This window comes from Enterobacter sp. RIT637, from assembly GCF_019718755.1.
GTDB lineage: Bacteria > Pseudomonadota > Gammaproteobacteria > Enterobacterales > Enterobacteriaceae > Enterobacter.
Genome location: NZ_JAIHAZ010000015.1, coordinates 99863 through 122116 on the forward strand (window position 1 = coordinate 99863; position 22254 = coordinate 122116).

Here is a 22254-nt window from a genome sequence, read left to right on the forward strand (position 1 = left end):
GTTGTCCTGTCTGTACTGATTTTTAATTATTGGTATAAGAAAAGGTCACTCACATTGCGTCCGTCATATAAACGGAACCTATGAGACTACCGCGACAAAACGCCTGAGAAAACGTTTTTATCTTTCCGGAAGGCGCTGAATAAATAAATTTCATCTTCCCCTGCCTTGAGATAAATCAGTCTGTTTGGCTCCGGTTAGTGCTGAATGGATTACAGTAATAGAAACCGCTGCGTGACTTAAGCGAGGGAAAAACGATGCAACGCACCTTTTCGGCCATATGGATAGTCCTGTTTTTATTCGCCGCACCGCTTCATGCCGAGCAGAAAGTCTATGGAGAACAGCGGATTAGCGGCTGGTGGAATACGCTGACGGATGATATCTCCCAGACCTGGGAAGAGCCTCAACGTTACGATTTGTACCTGCCGTTCCTGAGTTGGCACGCTCGCTTTATGTACGACAAAGAAAAAACGGACAATTACAATGAAATGCCGTGGGGCGGCGGGCTGGGCGTTTCCCGCTATAACGAAGAGGGCAACTGGAGCGCGCTCTTTGCGATGATGTTCAAGGACTCCCACAACGAATGGCAGCCCGCGATGGGCTATGGCTGGGAGAAGGGCTGGTATCTGGATAATGCGAAGGATTTCCGCCTGGGGCTCGGTGCTGCAGCGGGCATCACGGCGCGAGATGATTTTGCCAACTACGTGCCGCTACCGTTCATCTTCCCGCTGTTTTCCGCCGGTTATAAGCGCGTTACCGTCCAGTTCACCTATATTCCAGGTACCTACAATAACGGCAACGTGCTCTTTGCCTGGCTGCGCTTAGGCTTTTAAAGGGTGATCACCTTTTTTGCCACGGCGTTAGACAATACCAGCATGGAGAAGAGAACAGAGGTAATGAAAGTGAGCACAATCAGCGCCAGCTTCATACCGAGAGAGGTCACCGGTATCAGCGCCGTCAGCAGATGAAACACCGAGTAGTGCACGATGTACACGCCGGTCATCGTTTTGCTGATGGCGGCCAGAATGGACTCCTTAAATTCAGCGTTGCGGCGAAAGCGCACGCCGTTCGCCGCAATCACCAGGGCAATAATCAGGATGTAGATCTGCGAGCCGGTGAGAATAAAGGCGTTTCTGTCCGCCTTGAACAGCGCGAAGAAGAAGTGGCGCTCGTAAAACCAGGTGAAGAGGTAGATAAACGGGATGGCGACAACCGCCGCCCGGACCACATTTTTGCGGCTAATCCACTCGGCGACTTTCGGGTCGCAGAAGAGTTGCCCCGTCAGATAAAACAGCAGCCACGTCCACAGCCGATACTGCGGTGAAAGAGAAAGGGCGTGCGTTTCAGGATAGAGCGCCGATAGCAGATCGTATCCGTAGGAAAAGAGCAGCAGGGCGGCAATCGCGCCGCAGAACAGCGCTCGCCGCTGGCTGAGCCATTCCACCGCCGGGTGGAAGGTGTAAATCACCACAAAGGCGAACACGAACCAGGGCTGGATTAAATACCCGCGCTGATAGGGCTCCCACAGGTAGTAGATCGTTATCCAGAAGAGAAAAACAATCACCAGACTTTTAATTTTACCCAGCTGCCAGCGGGTGCCGTGCCGGGATTGTCCGTCGAGATAGCCCGAAACCACAAAAAACAGCGGCGTGGCGATGGTCGAGATAAAAGTTAAAAATCCCAGGATCCAGTGATAGTCATAATCATAATGATCCCAGGTGTTGTAGATAGTAAAGAAGGTCACCGCCGTCATACAGCCCAGCGTCTTGATAATGTTCAGCCCTGTCGCATTCATTGTGGTTTGGCTTCGTCCTTACGATGGAAACACGCATAGATAACGGGGAGTACCAGCAGCGTCAGGATTGTAGCAAACCCCAGTCCAAACATAATCACAACGGCCATGCTCTGGAAGAAAACGTCCAGCAGTAGCGGAGCCAGGCCAAGTACGGTCGTAAACGCGGTAAGCAGGATGGGGCGCAGGCGCGAGGTGGCGGCATAAATGATCGCGCTTTGCTGATCCTTTTGCGTTTTCTGCTGTTCGATCTCTTCCACCAGCACGATGCCGTTGCGGATGAGCATTCCGCTCAGGCTCAGCAGGCCAATCAGCGCCATAAAGCCAAAGGGAATGCCGGTAATTAAAAATCCCGGCGTCACGCCGATCAGCGCCAGCGGTACGGTCAGCCAGATGGCGACGGCATTTTTCACCGAGCTGAACATCAGCACTGTAATGACAAACATCACCAGATACCCGAGAGGTAGCGTTGTGAATAGCCCCTGTTGCGCTTCGCTGGAGTTTTCCGCGTCGCCCCCCCACTCGATGCTATAGCCGTGTGGCAGGCTAAGGGCATCCACCTGCGGCTTCACGCGGGTGAGAATGTCCCCCGAGGTTTGTTGGCTCAGCGGGTCCGGGTCTGTCTGAACCGTCAGCACCCGCGAACGGTCGCGTCGAAGGATGAGCGGATCCTCCCACTCCAGCGAGAAGCGGCTGACGACGTTGCTCAGCGGGATATACTGCTGCCGCGTCTGGCTCCACACCAGCACGTTGTTCAGGTGATTGGCGTCCAGCCGTTCGCTCTCGGGCGGGCGCACCACGACCGGGAGCAAGTCGCTGCCTTCCCGGTACAGCCCCGCCCGGCTGCCGGAGAAGTTCATCTCCAGCGCGTTATCAACGTCCTGCTTATCTACGCCAAGCTCGCGGCCCAGGGCGGCAACGTACTGTGGGCGGATCACCTTGCTGCGGTTTTGCCAGTCGTTCCTGACGCTGCCCGTGGCCGGGTCGCGGGTGAGGATGTCGTCCACCTGGCTGGCAATCAGGCGCAGCCGGTCAGGATCGGGACCTTTAATGCGCACCTCAATGGCGCTGTCGCCGGAGGGGCCAAACATCACGCGTTTGGTACTGGCGTTGACCTGCGGATAGTTTCGCGCGATGTACTCGTCCACGTGGCGCGTCAGGGCAGAGATGTTGCGCTGGTCGTCCATGCGCACCATGATCTGCGCATAGTTGCCGTACTGCCGCTGCCCGCTGTAGGTCAGAATAAAGCGCATACTTCCCTGACCAATGGTTGAGACGGTGGTCTCCACGCCTGGCTGGCCATTGATTGTCTTTTCGATATCGCCGGTCATTTTCTCGGTCCATTTAATATCGGTACCGTAGGGTAACCAGAGGTCGACAAAGAAAATCGGCGTATTAGACGACGGGAAAAAATTTTGCCGCACGGCGCCGAAGCCCCAGATGGACGCTGCCAGCAGCGCAGCCATCACAATGAGCGTCGGTGCCTTATGGTGCAGCAGCGTGTTAAGCAGTCGCTGGTAGGCGCGGTAGAGTCGTTTATCGTAAGGATCTGACTCGTCGGTTTTATCGGGCGCGCTGTCGTTTTTAAACAGCCACCACTTAATCAGCACCGGGGTGAGGGTGAGCGCCGAAAACCAGCTCAGCATCAGGGAAATCAGCAGCACCTGGAACAGGGATTTACAGTATTCCCCGGTGGAATCCTGCGACAGCCCGATTGGGGCAAACGCCAGGATGGCAATCACCGTCGCCCCCAGCAGCGGCAGGGCGGAGCGGCGGATGATGTAGTTCACGGCGGTTAGCAGCGGGGAGCCCTGCTGTCGGGCAATCAACACCCCTTCGACAATCACGATGGCGTTATCCACCAGCATGCTGAGGGCGATAATCAGCGCCCCGAGCGAGATGCGCTGCAGCTCAATGCCCCACAGATACATAATCAGCAGCGTGCCCAGCACGTTAAGCGCGAGAGAAAACGCAATGATGATCCCGCTGCGTACGCCCATAAAGATCAGCAGTACGCCGATGACAATCGCCAGCGCCATCAGGAAGTTAATAATAAAACCGTTAACCGAGTGGCCCACTTCGGCTGCCTGATCGTAAAACAGGTCTATCTGTATGCCCGCCGGTTTTTCCGCCGACATCTGGTTTAGCTTCGCCTCCAGCGCGTGGCCCACGTCGATCACGTTCACGCCGGGAATAAACGAGACGCCCATGGTGACGGCTTTTTTGCCGTTGGCATGGTAAATACTGGCTGGCGATTCGTTCAGCCCGCGCGACAGAGTGGCGATATCTCGCAGACGCGTCGCCGCCCCGGTGCCGGAAGGCGTGATGATAATATCCGCGAGTTCATCAAGATTCTCGAACTCACCGGTCGGGTGCAGGCGAATGGATTCGGTGCCGGAGGTGATTTCTCCGGCGCTGGAAACGACGTTAAGTCTGCTGAGCAGGGCGGAAAGCTGGTTCAGCGTAATGCCGCGCGCGGCCATTTTGGTCAGGGAGATATCGATGTTGACCTGTTGGCTAATGGCCCCGCCGATGGCGACCTTCGCGACGCCGGGGATCAGAATCAACTCCCGGCGCAGCTGCTCCGCATATCGCACCAGTTCAGGATTACTGAATTCATCTCCGGAAATGGCAAAGAAGAAGCCGAACACGTCGCCGAAATCGTCATTCACAAAGGGCGTGACGACGCCGGGCGGGAACTGACGCGAGGCATCGCCCACGCGGCGGCGCAGTTCATCCCAAATCTGCGGCAGCTCGTTCGAGTGATAACGAGAAGCGATGTTAACGGTGATTTGCGACAGACCGTTTGAAGAGATGGAGCTCACGTTATCCAGATAAGGCAGCTGCTGCAGGGCATTCTCCAGCGGAAGCGTCACCTCTTCTTCAACCTGCTGAGCGGATGCGCCGGGGTAGTGGGTGACCACCACTGCGGTTTTGATGGTAAAGGCGGGATCTTCCAGCCTGCCGATATTCAACAGGGCGAAAATACCCCCAACGCCCAGCAGCAGAATTGTTAGCCAGACGCGAACAGGGTTATTAATAAATTGACGAGAGATATCCATTACAGTCCCCGTTCACGCGTCCAGATACGAACCGGCTGGTTAGCATGGAGTTCCCCAACGCCTGCGGCCACCACGCGCTCGCCCGCCTTAAGCCCGCTGGTAATCACCACGCCTTCGGTACTCACTTGCCCCACGCTGACCTTGCGGTCTTCCAGATGCAGCGCATCGCCTTCGCCCGTTACGACCCAGACGTGAGGCTCATTGCGCGGGCTGTTGTCCGGGTTAAAGACTGCCTCAACCGGTACGACGAGCGCCTGAGCACCCGCCCCGGCCGGGAGGTTGGTTAGATTAATGGTCACCGTACCGCTTACGCCGCCGACGGCGGGAAAATCATCTGGCCGTGGCATGGTCAGAATCACCTGCCAGGTCAGGGTATTGCTGTCGCTGCTGCCCGAATGCTCTTTGTAGATGGCGGTAAATTCCCGATCCGGAAGGGCGTTAATTCTTACAATCGGACGATACTGCGCGTTGCGGATATCAAAGGTCTTAAACAGGTTTTCAGGGATGCTGAACACCACGTCCAGCAGGTCGGTGCGGGTTAATGTCGCGATGGGCTGACCGGCAGACACCACCTGATGGTTTCGCACGTGCACGCTGGCTGCCGTCCCGCTGAAGGGAGCAACGAGCGTCATTTGATTTAGCTCTTCTCGGGCAATCTGCAGCGCCGCATTCGCCGAATCGCGGTTCGCACGCTGCACGTCCATCTCGGCTTTTGAAATGGCCTGGCGGCCCGCCAGCGTCTGGAAGCGATCGAACTGCCTCTGGGCCAGCGTCGCCGCTGTTTGTCTGTCGTTAACCCGCTGCTGGGCTTCTCGGGCGTTTAGTCTGGCAAGCTGTTGCCCCTGTTTGATGGCAGCACCCTGACGTACATCGAGCGCTTCAATTTGACCTGCGCGCTTGAAGGAAAGGTCTGTGGCATCGCCCGATTCAATGCGGGCAGGAAAAACGCGCTGCTGGGCGTGGCCGGGAACTGTCACCTCCGCCACTTTTACCATCCTGGGGAGGGGGGAGGCTTGCTTCGGTTTCGGGTCGCACGCCGTGAGCGTTAACAAAACGAACGGTAGAAGAGAGAGGTAGCGGTTCACTGTATTCCCCTAATAAATAACTGTTTTTATTTATTCCATATCCTGGACAGGGGGTGACACTATTCTGCCAGAACAGTGACGACCATATAGGTAAATAAACCAATCGCCGTGCTGGCGATAATGGCGAGTGCAATAAACATACCCAGGCGGATCAGGCTTAAACCATACATAAATTCCTCCATGAGCCGGAAGCGGTGGCTGACTATGAGCATAGTCGGCGAAAACATAAATGTTAAATAACCATTATCAGTGGGTAAGCGCTAAACCTGATATTCCTGTGCTACGTTTAATATTATTCATCTCTTTTTACCGTAACTGGCATTAAGGGCAACCCCCTGCATTTAATGCGTTTTTTTGCTTCATTCACTCTCGTGTTGGTTATAAAAAGGATGCTCGATATGTATAAAAACATTCTCGTTCCGGTGGATGTCTACGAGACAAGCCTGGCGGATAAAGCGTTGCAGCATGCACAGTTTCTGGCGCAAAGCGCATCGGGTGACATTCATTTGCTGCACGTCATGCCCAAATTTTCAGCCGAACTGACGCGTGGTTTTATTTCAGATGCGCGCAAAATGGATGAATATATGATTAATAATTCGAAAGAAAAGCTGTCTGACCTGGTCAAAAAATTGAATCTGCCAGAAGCGCGTGTTCATCTCCATGTTCGTAGCGGTAATGTTCGTGATGAGGTTATTAAGCTGGCGGATGAACTTGCTGCTGGCGCGATTATTGTCGGCTCGCGAAATCCCAATATTCAAACCCATTTGTTAGGATCGGAGGCGGCAAGTATTGTTCGTTACGCTCATGTTCCTGTTTTCGTTATTCGTTAATTACAGAGAAGCAAGGTGATTTCTGAATAGAACCTGAGGAAGGAACGATGAAAACAGGAAAACCTGAACGTCCGTATTATCAACAAACCGTTGACGAAACCCTGTCGAATATCCACTCCACCCTGGAAGGCCTTAGCGGCACTGAGGCATCAGCCCGACTTCAGCAGCACGGTGAGAATGCGTTACCGCAAAAAAAGGGCAAACCCGCCTGGCTGCGCTTCCTGGCACATTTTAACGACGTATTGATTTACGTTCTGCTGGTGGCCGCGTTGCTTAAGCTCTTTATGGGCCACTGGGTAGACATGTTTGTGATCCTTGGGGTTGCCATCATTAACGCGCTGATTGGCCATATTCAGGAGAGCAATGCTGAAAAGTCGTTGCAGAGTATTCGCAATATGCTCTCCAGCGAAGCCGTGGTGGTACGACAGGGGAATCATGAAACGATACCCACTACGGCGCTCGTCCCGGGTGATATCGTGGTGATCCGCGCCGGGGATCGTATCCCTGCGGATCTGCGCGTGATTGAAGCGCATAACCTGCGCGTGGAGGAGGCCATCCTGACCGGCGAATCCACCGTTGTTGAGAAAAACAGCGATGCGTTAAGCGGGGAACTGCCCTTAGGTGACCGGTATAATCTGCTCTACTCAGGCACCACCGTCAGCTCCGGCGGCGGTAAAGGCGTGGTGGTGGCAACCGGGGGCGAGACCGAGCTGGGTCATATCAATCAGATGATGTCCGACATTGAAAAGCACCGGACGCCGCTGATGGTGCAGATGGATATGCTCGGTAAGACCATCTTCATCACTATCCTGGTGATGATGGTGGCGCTGTTTGTCTTTAGTCTCCTGTTCCGGGATATGCCGGTTTCTGAACTGGTGCTGTCGCTTATTAGCCTCGCCGTTGCCGCCGTGCCGGAAGGCCTGCCGGCCATCATTTCCATCATCCTTTCGCTTGGCGTACAGGCCATGGCGCGTCGCAAGGCCATCATTCGCAAGCTGCCTACGGTGGAAACGCTGGGCGCAATGACGGTCATCTGCTCGGATAAAACCGGCACCCTGACGATGAATGAAATGACGGTCAAAGCGGTGATTACCGCTGACACGACCTATCGCGTAGAGGGCGACAGCTACGAACCGGTGGGGAATATTCACCCCGTAGATGACCCGACGCCCGTCAGCGTGACGCAGGGTTCCCTGCTGGAACGCTACCTGCGCACTATTGACCTCTGTAATGACAGCCAGCTAATTAAAGACGAGCAGGGGCTGTGGAAAATCACCGGGGGACCAACCGAGGGCGCGCTGAAGGTGCTGGCGGCGAAAATTCCGCTCCCACCGCTCGATACCGAAATGCGCAGTAAAATCCCGTTTGATTCGCAGTATAAATACATGTCCACGCTGTACCGGCTGGGCGATGAAGAGGTGATTTTAATCACCGGCGCGCCGGACGTCCTGTTCCGCCTCTGCCAGTACCAGCAGACGAATGACGGGCTGCAGCCGTTCGATCAGCCCTACTGGGAAGGGAAGATTGAAGAGTATGCCCGGGAAGGGTTGCGCATGGTGGCTGCGGCCTGGAAACCTGCCCGCGAGGGGCAGCGCGAGCTGGATCACCCGGACCTGCATGATGGTGTGATCCTGCTGGGTATTGCAGGGATGATGGACCCGCCGCGTCCTGAGGCCATTACCGCCATTGCCGACTGTCTGCAGGCTGGGATCCGCGTGAAAATGATTACCGGCGACCACCCGCAAACGGCAATGAGCATTGGGCAAATGTTGGGGATTGGTAACGCCGCAAGCGCTATCACCGGACGGGAGCTGGAGGCGATGGACGATCGTCAGCTGAGCGACGCCGCGCAGCAGTACGATATTTTCGCCCGAACCAGCCCGGAAGATAAATTCCGCCTTGTGCAGGCTCTGCAAAGTAAGCAGGAAGTCGTGGGCATGACCGGGGATGGCGTAAATGATGCCCCAGCGCTCAAGCGGGCGGATGTGGGTATCGCCATGGGGATTAAGGGGACGGAAGTCACCAAGGAAGCCGCCGACATGGTGTTAACGGATGACAACTTTGCCACCATTGCCCGTGCGGTGCATGAGGGTCGTCGGGTTTACGATAACCTGAAAAAGACCATTCTGTTCGTTATCCCCAGCAACATCGCGCAAGCTCTGCTGATCATCATCGCGCTACTGGCGGGGAACCTGATCCCGCTAACGCCGGTCCTGATCCTGTGGATGAACATGGCGACGTCGGCCACGCTGTCGTTTGGCCTGGCGTTTGAAGCGGGTGAGAAAAACATCATGAACCGGCCACCGCGCAAGGCGAATCTCCATGTGATGGACGGCTATGCCATCTGGCGCGTGGTGTTTGTCGGTCTGATGATTGCCATCAGCGCCTTCGTGCTGGAAGCCTGGCTACAGCCGCGCGGCTATTCGGCGGAATTTATCCGCACCGTGCTGCTGCAAACCCTGGTCACTGCGCAGTGGTTCTACATGCTCAACTGTCGCGTGAATGACGGCTTCTCGCTGAGCAAAGGCCTGCTGGCGAACAAAGGGATTTGGATCGTGAGCGGCGTACTGCTGGCGTTACAGCTTCTTATTATTTACGCCCCCTTCATGCAGATGCTGTTTGGCACCGAGGCGCTGCCGTTCCGCTACTGGATCATCACCTTGCTGATTGGTTTTGTGATGTTCCTTATTGTCGAGGCGGAAAAAGTACTGACGCGCAGGTGGCGCAAAACCGAGGCGTGATAGCGTAAACTGAGAAAGCCTGCCTGAGCCGGGCTTTCTCTTTTTATGAGCACAGGAAACTATGATTCGACTTATCTGGTTCGTCCTTACGCTGTGCGCCGCTGTTCCCGGTGCGTTTGCCGTAACCTATCCACTTCCGCCGGAAGGCAGTCGTCTGGTAGGAACCCCGATTATCATCACCGTTCCCGAAGGCAACACGCTGCCTCTGGAAGCCTTTGCCGCGCAGTACGGGCAAGGGCTGAGCAACCTGCTGGAAGCAAACCCGGGCGTGGATCCTTTTTTGCCCAAATCCGGCACCCGGCTGGTGATACCTCAGCAGCTGATTTTGCCCGACACCGTTCGCGAGGGCGTTGTCGTTAACGTGGCAGAAATGCGTCTCTACTACTATCCACCGGGCGGCAATACCGTGGAGGTGCTGCCCATCGGCATCGGACAGGCCGGGCGTGAAACCCCGCGTAACTGGGTGACGGCCGTTGAGCGTAAGCAGGAGGGGCCAACCTGGTCTCCGACGCCGAATACGCGCCGCGCCTATGCGGCAGAGGGGAAAACCCTTCCGGCATTCGTACCCGCCGGGCCGGATAACCCGATGGGGCTGTATGCGATTTATATCGGCAGGCTGTATGCCATTCACGGCACAAACTCGAATTTCGGCATCGGGCTGCGGGTAAGTCAGGGCTGTATTCGTCTGCGTAATAACGACATCAAATACCTTTTCGATAATGTTCCCGTAGGAACCCGCGTGCAGCTTATCGATCGGCCCGTTAAAGTCACCACCGAGCCGGACGGTAGCCGCTGGGTAGAGGTTCACGAACCCTTGTCACGTAACCGCGCGGAATTTGAATCGACCAGCAAAGTGCCTCTGCCTATTTCAGCCGTGCAGCGAGCGCAGCTGATAAACGAGGGCGCGGGCGCTGAACTGGAACGGCGGTCGGGGATGCCGGTTAAGATCGGCATATGAGGTGATTTTCGCCTTGCCCGGCCTACGATTCGAGTTTTTTGTAGGTCGGGTAAGGCGAAGCCGCCACCCGACATTTTTACCAGATGCAGAAAAGCAAAAAGCCTGCTTTAAAAGCAGGCTTTTCAAATTTGGCTCCTCTGACTGGACTCGAACCAGTGACATACGGATTAACAGTCCGCCGTTCTACCGACTGAACTACAGAGGAATCGTGTGAACGGGGCGCATATTATCGACCTGCGTTCGCCTTGTCAAAGGATGGATCAACACCTTTTGATCGTTTGCTGACAAAATCAGCAAAGTGGCGTTTTTGCCAACGTAATGCACCGTTATGGTGCGAATATACCTCTAATGGGGCAGATCATAAACCGCTGTTTCAGTCATTAAACCCCCATCCATGATTAGCTTTCCTTATTTTCAGCCGCTTAGCAACAAATCAGACCTCTTCGCAAAACTGGCATTCATATTGCAAAACCAGTTCAACAACGACAGCCGGTTACGGCACAGTTTTTTGAACAGGGGGCAAAATGAACTTAAGACGACTGAAATACTTCGTAAAAATCGTCGATATCGGCAGCCTGACTCAAGCGGCAGAAGTGCTGCATATCGCGCAGCCTGCGCTGAGCCAGCAGGTGGCTACGCTGGAAGGCGAGATGGATCAGCAATTACTGATCCGCACCAAGCGCGGCGTAACGCCAACAGAAGCTGGCAAAATTTTGTATACCCACGCCCGCACTATTCTGCGCCAGTGTGAACAGGCGCAGCTGGCGGTGAATAACGTGGGCCAGACCCTGAGCGGGCACGTGTCTATCGGCCTGGCGCCGGGAACGGCCGCGTCCTCTATTACCATGCCGCTGCTGCAGGCCGTCCGCGCTGAGCTACCTGAAGTGCTGGTCTACCTGCACGAAAACAGCGGTTCCGTACTGAATGACAAACTGCTCAACGGCCAGCTGGATATGGCCGTCCTTTACGATCGCTCTCCCGTCGCCGGGATCACCAGCCAGCCGCTGCTGAAAGAAGATCTTTATCTGGTCGGCACCCGCGACTGCCCGGGTCAGAGCGTTGATTTAACCGCCGTGGCCGAGATGAATCTCTTCCTGCCGCGCGATTACAGCGCGGTGCGCGTGCGCGTGGATGAAGCATTCTCCCTGCGCCGCCTGACGGCCAAAATTATTGGCGAAATTGATTCTATTTCCACGCTGACGGCAGCGATTGCCAGCGGAATGGGCGTGACGGTTCTGCCGGAATCCGCCGCCCGCTCGCTGTGCAGTGCGGCAAACGGCTGGATGGCGCGCATCACCACGCCTTCAATGAGCCTGCCGCTGTCGCTGAACATGTCCGCACGCGGCTCGCTGTCGCCGCAGGCACAGGCGGTAAAAGAGATTTTAATGTCGCTGGTCAGCAAGCCGTCGCTTGAGAACCGTGAACTCCAGCTCGTGAGCTGATATTCCATAAAAGCATAAGATGCTGGTTTTTATTATTTGTTCTGCAGCTCGGCTGACTCTAACAATAGAGCTATGTCAGATGCGCCGGAGTGAATCGTGAATTTCCAGCAACTTAAAATTATCCGTGAGGCGGCCAGGCGGGATTACAACCTCACCGAAGTCGCTAACATGCTTTATACATCCCAGTCGGGCGTCAGCCGCCATATTCGCGAGCTGGAAGAGGAGCTGGGGATAGAGATTTTCATCCGTCGCGGCAAGCGTCTGCTTGGGATGACGGAGCCGGGCAAGGCATTGCTGACCATCGCTGAGCGGATCCTCAACGAGGCCAGCAACGTGCGTCGTCTGGCGGATCTCTTCACCAATGACGCCTCGGGCGTGCTCACCATCGCCACTACCCACACGCAGGCGCGCTACAGCCTGCCGCCGGTGATTAAAGCCTTCCGCGAACTTTTCCCGGATGTCCGTCTGGAGCTTATTCAGGGCACGCCGCAGGAAATTGAAGTGCTGCTGCAAAACGGTGGGGCGGATATCGGCATCGCCAGTGAACGCCTGAGCAACGACCCGCTGCTGGTAGCCTTCCCCTGGTTCCGCTGGTACCACAGCTTATTACTCCCGGTCGATCATCCGCTGAATCAGGTCTCTCCCCTGACGCTGGAAGACGTTGCGAAATGGCCGCTGATCACATACCGCCAGGGGATAACCGGACGTTCGCGCATAGACGAGGCCTTCAACCGCAAAGGGCTAACGCCGGACGTGGTGCTGAGCGCGCAGGACTCCGATGTGATCAAAACCTACGTTGAGCTGGGTCTGGGCATTGGCCTGGTGGCGGAACAGTCCAGCGGAGAGCGCGAGGACGGGAACCTGGTGCGCCTCGATACGCGTCACCTGTTTGACGCCAATACCGTATGGCTTGGCCTTAAGCGGGGGCAGCTGCAGCGCAACTACGTGTGGCGCTTTATCGAGCTATGCAATGCCGGGCTGTCGGTGGATGAGATTAAACGCCAGGTGATGGAACCGGAAGAAGTGGCGATTGATTATCAGATTTAGCTGCTGGCTTGCCCGGTACCGCTGCGCTGACCGGGCTCGTCGACTGAATAAACGTCCAGACAACCGTGCTCATGACGGCAACTTATCGGTGGACGTGGGAACACGCTGCTGCATCAACTCAACGACCCAATCAATAAAAACGCGCAGCCTGGCGTTGACATGGCGGTTCGGCGGAAATGCCAGGTACAGGGGCATTGGGTTAATACGCCATTGCTCAAATAGCGGAATTAAGGCGCCACAAGCCTGATGCGCTGCCGCCATATAGACGGGGAGCGCAATCACACCTAACCCCGCGAGCCCAGCCTCGAGATAGGCGTTGCCATCATCCACTGCCAGCACATAGCTGCCCGTGATTTCAATATGTTCACTCTCACCGTGCAGTACCAGAGGATCAATCTTACCGGTGCGTGAGGACATGAATCCCACGATGCGATGGTCCGTGTTTTCCAGCTCTCGCGGATGCGCAGGAGTGCCGAGGCGTTCCACATAGCTCGGTGCGACGTAAACACCGATTTGCAAATCGCCGACATGGCGTGCAATCAGGGACTGGTCGTTGATTTCGCCGCCCCGCAGGACGCAATCCACGTTATCGCCGATCAGATCGACCACCCGGTCGCTCACGCCCATGTCGAACTGGATATCAGGGTAGCGCGCGTGAAAAGCCGGTAGCGCGGGCACCAGCACCAGGCGGGCGAGAGGAGTGGGCACATCTATCCGCAGCCGTCCTCTGGGCGTCATTGCTGAACTGGACAGGCTGTTTTCAGCATCCTCCATGTCCGCCAGCAGGCGGATGACGCGCTCATAGTAGACCGCGCCATCAGGCGTGACGCCGAGCCTGCGGGTGGTGCGATGGAGCAGCCTGACGCGCAGGCGCGCTTCCAGCTGCTGAATAAGCTGCGTCACCGTGGTTTTGCTCATATGGAGCGTTTGGGCAGCTTTTGTGAAGCTGCCTGCCTCCACCACGCGAGCAAAGGCGCGCATCGCATCGAAACGATCCATCCTTTGTCCTCTCTTTTCACCGATTGTTTGGATATTACAAACAATGATGGACAAAGTCGCTTGTTTATCCGCCGGATCCTGCACCTGTAAAGTGTCTTTATGTTCACCGGGCAGATTTCGCCCCATCACAAAGGCACAAACATGACAACACGCGAAGCAGTTTATCCCTTCGGACGACAGGCGCTCTATGAGCGCAATCGGTATTCACCCGCCATCAAATCTAACGGCTTCCTGTTTGTTTCGGGGCAGGTTGGTAGCCGGGAGGATGGTTCGCCTGAAGAGGATCTCAACGCGCAGGTCCGGCTGGCATTCGATAACCTTAATGCTGTTCTCACGGCTGCGGGCTGCACGTTCGCTGACGTGGTCGACGTTACCCTCTTCGTCGTCGATCCCGAGTCAAACCTCGACACTATCTGGAGCATCCTGCCAGAATATTGGGGGGAAGCGCCTTACCCTACGTTAACCGGGATCGGCGTGACGTGGCTGTACGGATTTCAGTTTGAGATTAAGGTGATTGCCAGGCTGGATGCGATTCTGAGTTAACTTCAGATACGCAGAAAAGCAAAAAGCCTGCTTTAAAAGCAGGCTTCTTAAATTTGGCTCCTCTGACTGGACTCGAACCAGTGACATACGGATTAACAGTCCGCCGTTCTACCGACTGAACTACAGAGGAATCGTGTGAACGGGGCGAATATTATCGGCCTGCGTTCACCTTGTCAAAGGGGGAAAGTAAACTTTTCGTTCGTTTGCCGACAATTTCAGCAAATTGCTGATTTTATGGCAAATTTGCGTCGAAATTACACAGCAGAATGCGCCGCCCGCAGGCGGCGCGCAGGATCAGAACAGTACCGAGTAGTTCAGACCAAAGGTACGTCCGCGGCCTTTGTAGGTATACAGGCCCGGTGCACCGTAGGTTGGGCTATACAGCCCCGGTGCGCGCTGGCCCCAGGCGGTGGTGTAGTCTTTGTCCAGCAGGTTTTCCACGCTGAAGCTGACCTTGCCCACCGGCAGGGTGTAGCTGCCCAGGAAATCAATGGTGTTATAACCATCGATCTTTTTGCCGTCGGCGTCAGACACGTCAAAGGTCTGCGTGCTCTGCACGCGCAGCGCCCAGTCGCCCGGTGCCCAGTTAACCCATGCGCTGGCCTTCGACGGGCTGGCACTGTCGACCGTCAGCTTCTCCCATTTCCCGTTTTCGCGGGTTTCAGACTTGATGGCGTTAAAGTTCGCGCCGGTGCTCCAGTCGCTGTCGGTGAAGAAGTAGTCCACCTGGCCTTCAACCCCGTAAATACGACGTTTGTCGTCTTCGAGGTTGATGGTCATGTCGCTCTTGTTGATGGTGATGGTTTTATCCGAGAGCGAGTAGTATGCCGCGACCTGCGTGCGCAGGTTATCGCCGGTGAAACGCCAGCCCAGCTCGTAGGCGTTGACCTTGATCCCGTCCAGAGTCGAGTCGTTCACGTTCACGCTGTTCAGCAGGCGATAGTGGCCGTCGACAAGCTGGTAGGTGCCAGAGCCGTAGTATTTCGCCAGGTCAGGGATTTCGAAGCCCTGCGAGAAGTTAAACCACAGCTGCTGCTGTTCGGTCAGGCGACCAAGGATCCCGGCGTTAAACAGGAAGTTGTTGTAGTCCGTTTTCCCGCCCGGCACCGCGTCGGCGGAGGTGGCTTTCCCGTTCGCGATGGCCTGCTGCTGGGTGTAACCAACAAAGTCATCCACCTTGTTTTCGGTGTACTGATAGCGCACGCCGCCGCTCAGGGTGATGGCATCAATGTCGTAGCTGGCCTGCAGGAACGGAGCAAGGTTGGTAATGCTGTAACCCGGATAACGGCCCACGTTGTAGGCATTTTCCAGATCCATACCGCCGCTTGCCGCCGCTTTACTCAGATTGAAGAACTGCTGGTTGGCATCGAAGGTTTCGTGGTCGGCATCGACACCCCAGGTGAGGGTCAAATCATCCACCGGCTTGCTGTTCAGCGTCAGCTTGCCGCCGTAAAAGTCGGTTTTCTGCTGTGACGCGCCAATGCTGGTCACCGCGCCTTTGCTCAGCGTCGGGAACGGGTAGTAGGTCAGGCTCTCATCGCGATAGTAAATCTGCGCGACCAGGTCCTGGCCCCAGAAGTCGGTATTGGAGTACTGCAGGTTAATCAGATGGCGCTCGGTACCGGGGATACGGTCAGAGTTGAGGTTGTCCTTGTTATAGGCTTTTGCATCGCCCGTCACCGCCGAGAAGTTCTCGCCGAGGAACAGACCGTGCTTGCCGTCGGACTCGCTCTTGTAGTACTGCGTGGTGAGCTGCAGCTGCTGATGGTCGTCAATGTTGATGGTGCCAGTCCCCATCACGTCAATACGGTCGGAATACTGCAGGCCGGTCTGGGTGTTATCGATAATCACCTCATCGCCGTTGCCGTCATACCAGCCGCCGTAGCGCTGATACGACACCGACAGACGACCGGAGGCCTTATCGTTGCCGCCGCTGACGGCTGCCGACACGTTCTCGTCGTGATCGTTGTGGCTGTTAAACCCGCTCTTTGTCCCGGTCTGGAACTCAACTTCGGTATCCGGCTGGCCTTTTTTGGTGACGATGTTCACCAGGCCGCCGGTGCTGCCGCCGCCGTAAAGCGAGGTAGCGCCGGAGATCACTTCAATACGGTCAATGTTGAACGGATCGATAGAGTCGAGCTGGCGGCTGTCGCTGCGCGACGAGTTCAGACGCACGCCGTCCACCATCACCATCATCGAACGACCGCGCAGGTTCATGCCGTAGTTGGTACGCCCCTGGCTGCTGACGTCCATGCCCGGGATCAGCTGCGCCAATACTTCTTTAATCTCTTTCCCGCCCTGAACCTGCTGCTCAATTTCAGCTCGTTCAATGACCCAGGTGGTCTGCGCCATTTCTGCCACGCTGCGGTGAGCACGGCTGGCAGAGACCACGATATCTTCTTCCTTTTGTTCTTCCGCCCACGCAGAGGTAGAAAGCATTGCAAGCAAGCAAGGATTTAAAACCCAAAGATGAGAACGTTTCATTGTTATGTTGATCCTGAATGTGTGTGTCAGTACTCGGTCGTTTTTGCTAAAGATTTAAAAACCTGGCTACTCTCCGGGCTGGCGGTGCTTCGCCAGTGGATAACGCCAGGGGTGGTCGCCAGTTCAAACGGCTCGTCATCGTGCGCGCGATTCAGAATTCGCGCCGCGCGCCAGGCCATCAGGCTGAGCTGGGGTTCGGCAATGCCGAGACGGTGCATCCCGGCGTTTACGGCAAACAGGCGGTTGCTCTGCGGGCCGTCCCATTCGAGGGTGAAATCGTTGTTGATGCAGAAGGCTTCGTCCGTATCAAGATGCAGGCGATGAGACAGCGGCGCGAGGAACGCGGGCTGCACGGCGCGGTAGCCGGTGGCGAAGATCACTACGTCGCTCTCCAGCTGCTCGCGGCCGCCGTCGAGGTGATGCTGAACGCTCAGTCGATGTCCGTTTTCCTGGCGCGTCAGGGACGTCACTGAGCGGGACGGCAGGAGATGCGCCCAGGGTTTTTCACGCAGCACTTCAAAGCGGTGGTACATGGCGCGGTAAATCGCCAGCAGGGACTCGGTGGTGATACCGTCGGACGTCATCTTCTGCTCGTGCAGCATCTGACGACGCGCCTCTTCGCCGAGGGTGGAGAAGCTGTCCACGTACTCCGGCGTGAAATACTCGTTGGCAAAGGCGGCTTCATCCAGCGCGTTGTAGTTGTTGCGGCGCGATACCCAGTTCAGGCTCAGCGGCTGGCCCCATTCGCCGCGGAAGATATTCAAAAACAGGTCGGCACCGCTCTGGCCGCCGCCGACGACGGTGACGCGCTTGCCCGCGAGATCCGGCGTGCGCAGCATCATTTCGCTGGCGTGGAAGCAGGTATCGTCCTGCACGGTAACGCAATCAGGCAGATTGATCTGTTTGCCAATCCCCACGCAGACGTGGCGGGCAAGGAAGCGGTCGCGCTGGGTCACCACCTCAAACAGGCCGCTTTTCTCATCAAAGCTCACCTGCTGTACCTGCTGGCTGAATGACAGGTTGGTGAGGTTTTCCGCCGCCCAGCACAGGTAGTCGGCAAACTCCTCGCGGGAGACGGTGCGCTGCTCGGTGGTCAGGAAGCGGTAGAACTTTTTGCGCTGCACCAGGTAGTTCAGGAAGCTGTGGCGGTTGGTTGGCTCCACGGCGCTGACCAGATCCTTCAGGAAGCTGGTCTGCATATGGCAGTCCGGCACCATCATCCCCGGGTGCCAGGAAAAGTGCGGTTTACGCTCAAGGAACAGCGAGCTAAAGCCGTCCAGCCCTTCGGCCAGAGCGGCGATGCTGAGGTTAAACGGGCCAATACCAATGCCGATGAAATCATAGGTTTTCATTGCGCTGACTCCCGGGAGGCGAGAAAAAGAGGGTTATCAAGATCGGTAACGTAGTTCGGCAGCATGCGGCTGCCGCCGTCGTGTTCGGAGAAGGTCAGTTTGACCGGGTTGAGGATCACGCGAATAATCTGCGGCTTGAAAAGATCGAATTTGGCGAAGCGCTCCGCAAGCTCCGGGTGCGCGGCGATATAGCGGTGTAACACCTGGCCCAGGATCTGATAGAAACGGGTTTCGCTGACGCCGCATTGCAGGGTGAGGCGCGAGATAAAGCGCAGCACCGTCACAAAGTTGCCGGTTTGCAGGTCGTGGATGATGTAATCCGCACTCAGGCGCGCCGTGACGGCCTTCACCTGCTCCGGCAGACTCTGCGCCTGCGGGTAATCCTCATCCACCAGGCGCATATCGCCCTGGAAATCCTTCAGCAGGATGCGCTGCGGAATAGAGTCCTTCATTACCAGCGTCACGTTCTGGCCGTGGGCAATCAGCGCCACGCCGTAGCGGCAGAGCAGGTGATAGAACGGGATCACCGTTGCTTCAAACAGCTTTTCCAGCCACGCGTCGGCGCTTAGCCCCGAGCGTTTGATCCACGCGTCAATCAGCGGACGACCTGCGTTATCGGTTTCCATTAGCGCCGCCATCAGCACCGCCTGTTCACCGTCCTGTAGATAACAGGACGGGTTCTCGCGCCAGATCACCCCCAGCATCTCCTGATAGCGGTAGGGCGCTTTCGGCAACGCGGCGTAGCCCGGATGCGACAGATAGCCGGCGGCGGGCTCGCCAAGCACCTGCGCGCCAGAGCGGGCAAGCGTAGCGTCGGTGGCAAACTGCTGCTGAAGCCAGCGCGAGGCCAGCGGCCCGGCGGCAATGTACTTGCCCGGAATGCCGCGATAGCAGGAGGTGTTGTAGATAGTCAGCGGAAGCTTGATGTCGTACGGCGCGCGACGGCTGGCGTTGGTGAGCGTGCGCAGTGACTGCTGCGCCAGATACTCATCGCCAAATTCGCCCAGCTCAACCATCTCTCCACGCGCCAGCTGCGCCAGGAAATGAATGGCAATTTTCTGCTGCCACTGCCACGGGTGCAGCGGCACCGGCAGCCAGCCGTCGTCGAGACCCAGCGCCTGCCAGCGGGCGTCAAAGCGGGCGCGCTCGGCGTTGTCCATGGCGCTCGCCAGCAGAGCGTTGATATCGCAATCGGCGTCGCTGCTCCAGACCAGATGCGCCCTCTGAACGGCAACCCAGTGCAGACGAAAACGTCCGCGATACTCCGGCGCGTACTGACGGAGCGCGTCCAGCCCCCAGCCGCGGCGGCCTTTGTTGAAAATAAACTTCGGGTGACCGCTCATCAGACACTGTAACTCGTCCGGGTCGAGGTGGATCAGCGCGTCCGCGTCCAGCCCTTCACGCGCCTGCAGCAGCTGCATGTCTCCGCGCAGGGTGGCGTAGAGATCTTCCATGTGCTCTGCCGTTTGCGCGTCGCTCATCTCCAGCACCGTCGCCAGCTGCAGCAGCGCGCTTTCCGCTTCGACGGCGTCGCCGCTGGCGGCGATCAGGCTGTCCGGGTCGATATGCAGCCAGCCCCAGATCCCGCGCGCGGCGCGAAACTGCCAGGACTCGTTGCCCATGGTGATGCGCCAGCCGTCCGACGACACCGGCTCAGCGCGCAGGGTGCGCTCGTATTCCAGCTCGGCGAGGATCTTCGCCACCATCTCGCGGTTCACTTTCTGCCAGAGCGCGTTCACAGTTCCACCTCGCTGAAGAAGCGGTGACGCTGGCTCATGATCAGGCGCGAGCGCTTGTGCGGGAAGTCGAACTCTTTCATCGTCTCGAAACCGGCGGAGGCCAGATGGCGGAACAGCCGCTGGTTGTCGAAGCGCGGTTCGGCGACGATGCGCGCGGTGCGTGGTTCATCGAGATACAGATAGTGGCTCAGGCCGCGCAGCCAGCTGCGGATGTACTGCGCGCCGCGCCAGTTCTCTTCACCCACCAGCATGTGTAGCCCGCGGTCAAACGGCTGCCAGCGGTAGTGACGACCAATGCGGTCTTCCGGCGCCCAGTAGAGCTCAAAATAGCCGAACGGCTGGTCGTCGAAGCAGCCGATAACCGGGTAACAGTAGGTTGAGTCAAGCTGACGGCGCAGGTAGCTTTCCTGCTCGGCCTGCGGGCCCGCCATCTCCCAGAAGGCGTTCACGCGCGGGTTGTTCATCCATTGGGTAAAGCGCTCGCCGTCCAGCGCCACGTCGGCCACACGGAAGCTGAGGGTGCGCTTAATTTGCGGATCGTAACGACGGTACACTTCGCCCTGCGGGCGGTGAGGACGCAGCGGGAAGTACAGCTGACGGCTCTCATCAAACTGCATTCCGCCGCTGGCCCGTGATTGTTCGCCTTTCAGCCACAGCGGCAACTGCCAGAAGGTTTCGCGTGCCAGATAGTCCCCGTGGGCCAGGCTAAACAGCGCCTGCGCCTGGGGTTCATCCTGCCAGGTCGCCCAGGGCAGGGTAATGCCGGTCAGCGCGGGTGCGGCAACAAACAGCTGATCCAGCGCCTGGACCAGCCAGCCATCCGGGATCCCGTTCAGACGCTCCAGCACCGCGCTGCCGTCAAGACCCAGCGTCAGAGGCAGGTTCTTTTCCGTGGCGGTGCAGCGAAAGCCGTAGCCGGAATGGACGATATTCGCGATGGCCATTACGCCTTCTCCTTGTAAAACGGGTTGCTAAAGTCGAAATAGATCACCGCCGGATCAACGATGGTGTTTTCATTGCGATCGTGCAGGTAGCAGAAGAAGTTGCCTTTGCAGTTCCAGGTCGGGCTGTCGAGCACGTAGTCGAGGCAGCGGGTCTGCTTTGCCGTGCGGCGCAGTTCGGCCAGCGCGTCGCGCACGCGAGACATCAGGCTCTCCTCGCTGTCGAAACCGGCGGCGGCGAGGGCGGCGGTGACGGCAAGGGTAGAGTTCAGCAGCAGGTAGTACGGGAAGTAGCGCAGCAGTTGGCTCTCACCGAAGCGGTTTTCCACCTCCGTCTCGCCCGCTGATTTCAGCCACGCGTCGGCCCCTTCGGTCCACGCGCTGCCCTGGCAGTCGCGGTAGATCAGCCCAACGGGGAAATCCTGCTGCATTTCAACGAGGATATTCTGCTGATGCGCCAGCAGGACAAGGCCGTAGTCCGCCTCGGCGCTGAACAACGGAAGTAATACGCGGTCACAATAGGCGTCCAGCCAGCAGCGGGCGGCCCGGGCGAGCGGTAATTCCAGACGCTGGCTCAGACGGCGCACCGCGGAGGCCAGCAGGCTGTCACCGCCGTCCGGTGCGGCCTGCGTCAGGCTGACCAGCACGTTGGTTTGCGTTTCGGGGGTATCGAACAGCAGGTTGACGCGCAGGGCCATCAGGCTCTCTTCCTGAATGGCGCCGTTTTCGTCACGCAGCCCCGCCCAGCCGTCTTCCTGCATCACGCGCATGGTCGGGTAGCGCGCCTGCAAATCTTGCCAGCGTTCCGTTTTCGCCAGGCGCGCCAGACGCATCCCGCGCTTAACCTCTTTTACCGACAGCGTGCGCACGGAGTTGGTCAGGCGCACGCTGAGGGAGAACTTAATCATGTCGCTGTTGGTTTCGCTGTACAGCGAGCGAGAAGAGCTGGTGGGCAGCCACTGCGCGCCCGCTTCGCCCAGGTCCTGCAATGAACCGTTTTCCGCCAGACGCTGGCACCACGCCTGCTCCAGCAGATAATCAGCCTGCCACGGATGCATCGGCAGCAGCCAGCGGGTGTCGGTGAAGTGGCCGAGCAGTGCCGGCGCGCTCTGCGCGGCGAAGCGCAGCAGACGTTCGCGCAGGGAGACGTTCAGGCTGTCGCCAGCAACGAGCATGCTCTCAACGGCAAACCAGCGCAGCGGGAAGCGGGAGGCGAAATCGGGCAGATAGCGACGCGCCTCG

At 57.4% G+C, this 22254-nt stretch carries 16 protein-coding genes and 2 tRNA genes; 7 read left to right on the forward strand and 11 right to left on the reverse strand.

The features are described from left to right. Positions 1-254 precede the first annotated feature (254 nt). On the forward strand, positions 255-830 hold the full coding sequence (gene pagP, locus K5E19_RS18745; RefSeq protein WP_010432078.1) for a lipid IV(A) palmitoyltransferase PagP: 576 nt from the start codon (positions 255-257) through the stop codon (positions 828-830). On the opposite strand, the gene K5E19_RS18750 is transcribed toward pagP, so the two are convergent. Genes K5E19_RS18750 through K5E19_RS18760 form a run of 3 tightly spaced genes read right to left on the reverse strand, consistent with a single transcriptional unit; the run spans position 827 to position 5936 of the window. Beyond that, a complete protein-coding gene (locus K5E19_RS18750) occupies positions 827-1792 on the reverse strand; it encodes an acyltransferase (RefSeq protein ID WP_221552531.1) in 966 nt (321 codons plus the stop codon). The genes pagP and K5E19_RS18750 overlap by 4 nt on opposite strands. Beyond that, positions 1789-4851, reverse strand: a complete 3063-nt coding sequence (locus K5E19_RS18755) for an efflux RND transporter permease subunit (RefSeq protein WP_221552532.1) — start codon at positions 4849-4851, stop codon at positions 1789-1791. The genes K5E19_RS18750 and K5E19_RS18755 overlap by 4 nt, the downstream gene beginning before the upstream one ends. Further along, the gene (locus K5E19_RS18760; protein ID WP_221552533.1) at positions 4851-5936 is read right to left on the reverse strand and encodes an efflux RND transporter periplasmic adaptor subunit; all 1086 of its coding nucleotides are present in this window, start codon (positions 5934-5936) and stop codon (positions 4851-4853) included. Before K5E19_RS18760 ends, K5E19_RS18755 begins: the two co-directional genes overlap by 1 nt. A 398-nt stretch (positions 5937-6334) precedes the next feature. Between K5E19_RS18760 and K5E19_RS18765 the strand changes: the two genes are divergently transcribed. From K5E19_RS18765 to ldtA, 3 genes are all read left to right on the forward strand, one after another. Then, a complete protein-coding gene (locus K5E19_RS18765) occupies positions 6335-6766 on the forward strand; it encodes a universal stress protein (protein ID WP_221552534.1) in 432 nt (143 codons plus the stop codon). A gap of 47 nt (positions 6767-6813) precedes the next feature. Then, the gene (locus K5E19_RS18770; protein WP_221552536.1) at positions 6814-9507 is read left to right on the forward strand and encodes a cation-transporting P-type ATPase; all 2694 of its coding nucleotides are present in this window, start codon (positions 6814-6816) and stop codon (positions 9505-9507) included. A gap of 61 nt (positions 9508-9568) precedes the next feature. Further along, the gene (gene ldtA / locus K5E19_RS18775; protein WP_221552538.1) at positions 9569-10465 is read left to right on the forward strand and encodes a L,D-transpeptidase; all 897 of its coding nucleotides are present in this window, start codon (positions 9569-9571) and stop codon (positions 10463-10465) included. Between the two features lie 129 nt (positions 10466-10594). On the opposite strand, the gene K5E19_RS18780 is transcribed toward ldtA, so the two are convergent. Beyond that, positions 10595-10670 (reverse strand) — tRNA-Asn (locus K5E19_RS18780). A gap of 319 nt (positions 10671-10989) precedes the next feature. Here K5E19_RS18780 and nac point away from each other — a divergent pair. Then, positions 10990-11907, forward strand: a complete 918-nt coding sequence (nac, locus tag K5E19_RS18785; RefSeq protein ID WP_010432103.1) for a nitrogen assimilation transcriptional regulator NAC — start codon at positions 10990-10992, stop codon at positions 11905-11907. A 96-nt stretch (positions 11908-12003) separates the two neighbouring features. Beyond that, on the forward strand, positions 12004-12954 hold the full coding sequence (gene cbl / locus K5E19_RS18790) for an HTH-type transcriptional regulator Cbl (RefSeq protein WP_023336219.1): 951 nt from the start codon (positions 12004-12006) through the stop codon (positions 12952-12954). Between the two features lie 69 nt (positions 12955-13023). On the opposite strand, the gene K5E19_RS18795 is transcribed toward cbl, so the two are convergent. Beyond that, a complete protein-coding gene (locus tag K5E19_RS18795) occupies positions 13024-13953 on the reverse strand; it encodes a LysR family transcriptional regulator (protein ID WP_221552540.1) in 930 nt (309 codons plus the stop codon). Between the two features lie 141 nt (positions 13954-14094). Here K5E19_RS18795 and K5E19_RS18800 point away from each other — a divergent pair, with 141 nt between their 5' ends. Next, positions 14095-14496, forward strand: a complete 402-nt coding sequence (locus K5E19_RS18800) for a RidA family protein (RefSeq protein WP_221552542.1) — start codon at positions 14095-14097, stop codon at positions 14494-14496. Positions 14497-14550: 54 nt separating this feature from the next. On the opposite strand, the gene K5E19_RS18805 is transcribed toward K5E19_RS18800, so the two are convergent. The 6 genes from K5E19_RS18805 to K5E19_RS18830 form a co-directional block, all read right to left on the reverse strand. Further along, positions 14551-14626: transfer RNA gene (locus tag K5E19_RS18805), tRNA-Asn, on the reverse strand. Between the two features lie 164 nt (positions 14627-14790). Beyond that, positions 14791-16980 carry a TonB-dependent siderophore receptor gene (locus tag K5E19_RS18810; RefSeq protein ID WP_221552544.1) on the reverse strand — a complete coding sequence of 730 codons (2190 nt, stop codon included), beginning with the start codon at positions 16978-16980 and terminating at the stop codon, positions 14791-14793. 26 nt (positions 16981-17006) lie between these two features. After that, positions 17007-18332 carry a lysine N(6)-hydroxylase/L-ornithine N(5)-oxygenase family protein gene (locus K5E19_RS18815; protein WP_221552545.1) on the reverse strand — a complete coding sequence of 442 codons (1326 nt, stop codon included), beginning with the start codon at positions 18330-18332 and terminating at the stop codon, positions 17007-17009. Further along, positions 18329-20071 (reverse strand): aerobactin synthase IucC, encoded by a 1743-nt coding sequence (gene iucC / locus K5E19_RS18820; RefSeq protein WP_311775523.1) that lies wholly within the window; start codon positions 20069-20071, stop codon positions 18329-18331. Before iucC ends, K5E19_RS18815 begins: the two co-directional genes overlap by 4 nt. Next, entirely contained in the window at positions 20068-21015 is a 948-nt protein-coding gene (locus tag K5E19_RS18825) for a GNAT family N-acetyltransferase (protein WP_221552548.1), read from the reverse strand. Before K5E19_RS18825 ends, iucC begins: the two co-directional genes overlap by 4 nt. After that, positions 21015-22254 (reverse strand): IucA/IucC family siderophore biosynthesis protein (locus K5E19_RS18830; protein WP_221552550.1); only part of this gene is annotated, 1240 nt, incomplete at its 5' end. The genes K5E19_RS18825 and K5E19_RS18830, both read right to left, overlap by 1 nt.

Excerpts from the sequence above, each read along its gene's own strand:
- pagP (WP_010432078.1), top strand. The coding sequence starts at position 255 with ATGCAACGCACCTTTTCGGCCATATGGATAGTCCTGTTTTTATTCGCC.
- K5E19_RS18750 (WP_221552531.1), bottom strand. The coding sequence starts at position 1,792 with ATGAATGCGACAGGGCTGAACATTATCAAGACGCTGGGCTGTATGACG.
- K5E19_RS18755 (WP_221552532.1), bottom strand. The coding sequence starts at position 4,851 with ATGGATATCTCTCGTCAATTTATTAATAACCCTGTTCGCGTCTGGCTA.
- K5E19_RS18765 (WP_221552534.1), top strand. The coding sequence starts at position 6,335 with ATGTATAAAAACATTCTCGTTCCGGTGGATGTCTACGAGACAAGCCTG.
- K5E19_RS18770 (WP_221552536.1), top strand. The coding sequence starts at position 6,814 with ATGAAAACAGGAAAACCTGAACGTCCGTATTATCAACAAACCGTTGAC.
- ldtA (WP_221552538.1), top strand. The coding sequence starts at position 9,569 with ATGATTCGACTTATCTGGTTCGTCCTTACGCTGTGCGCCGCTGTTCCC.
- nac (WP_010432103.1), top strand. The coding sequence starts at position 10,990 with ATGAACTTAAGACGACTGAAATACTTCGTAAAAATCGTCGATATCGGC.
- K5E19_RS18795 (WP_221552540.1), bottom strand. The coding sequence starts at position 13,953 with ATGGATCGTTTCGATGCGATGCGCGCCTTTGCTCGCGTGGTGGAGGCA.
- K5E19_RS18800 (WP_221552542.1), top strand. The coding sequence starts at position 14,095 with ATGACAACACGCGAAGCAGTTTATCCCTTCGGACGACAGGCGCTCTAT.
- K5E19_RS18810 (WP_221552544.1), bottom strand. The coding sequence starts at position 16,980 with ATGAAACGTTCTCATCTTTGGGTTTTAAATCCTTGCTTGCTTGCAATG.
- K5E19_RS18815 (WP_221552545.1), bottom strand. The coding sequence starts at position 18,332 with ATGAAAACCTATGATTTCATCGGCATTGGTATTGGCCCGTTTAACCTC.
- K5E19_RS18825 (WP_221552548.1), bottom strand. The coding sequence starts at position 21,015 with ATGGCCATCGCGAATATCGTCCATTCCGGCTACGGCTTTCGCTGCACC.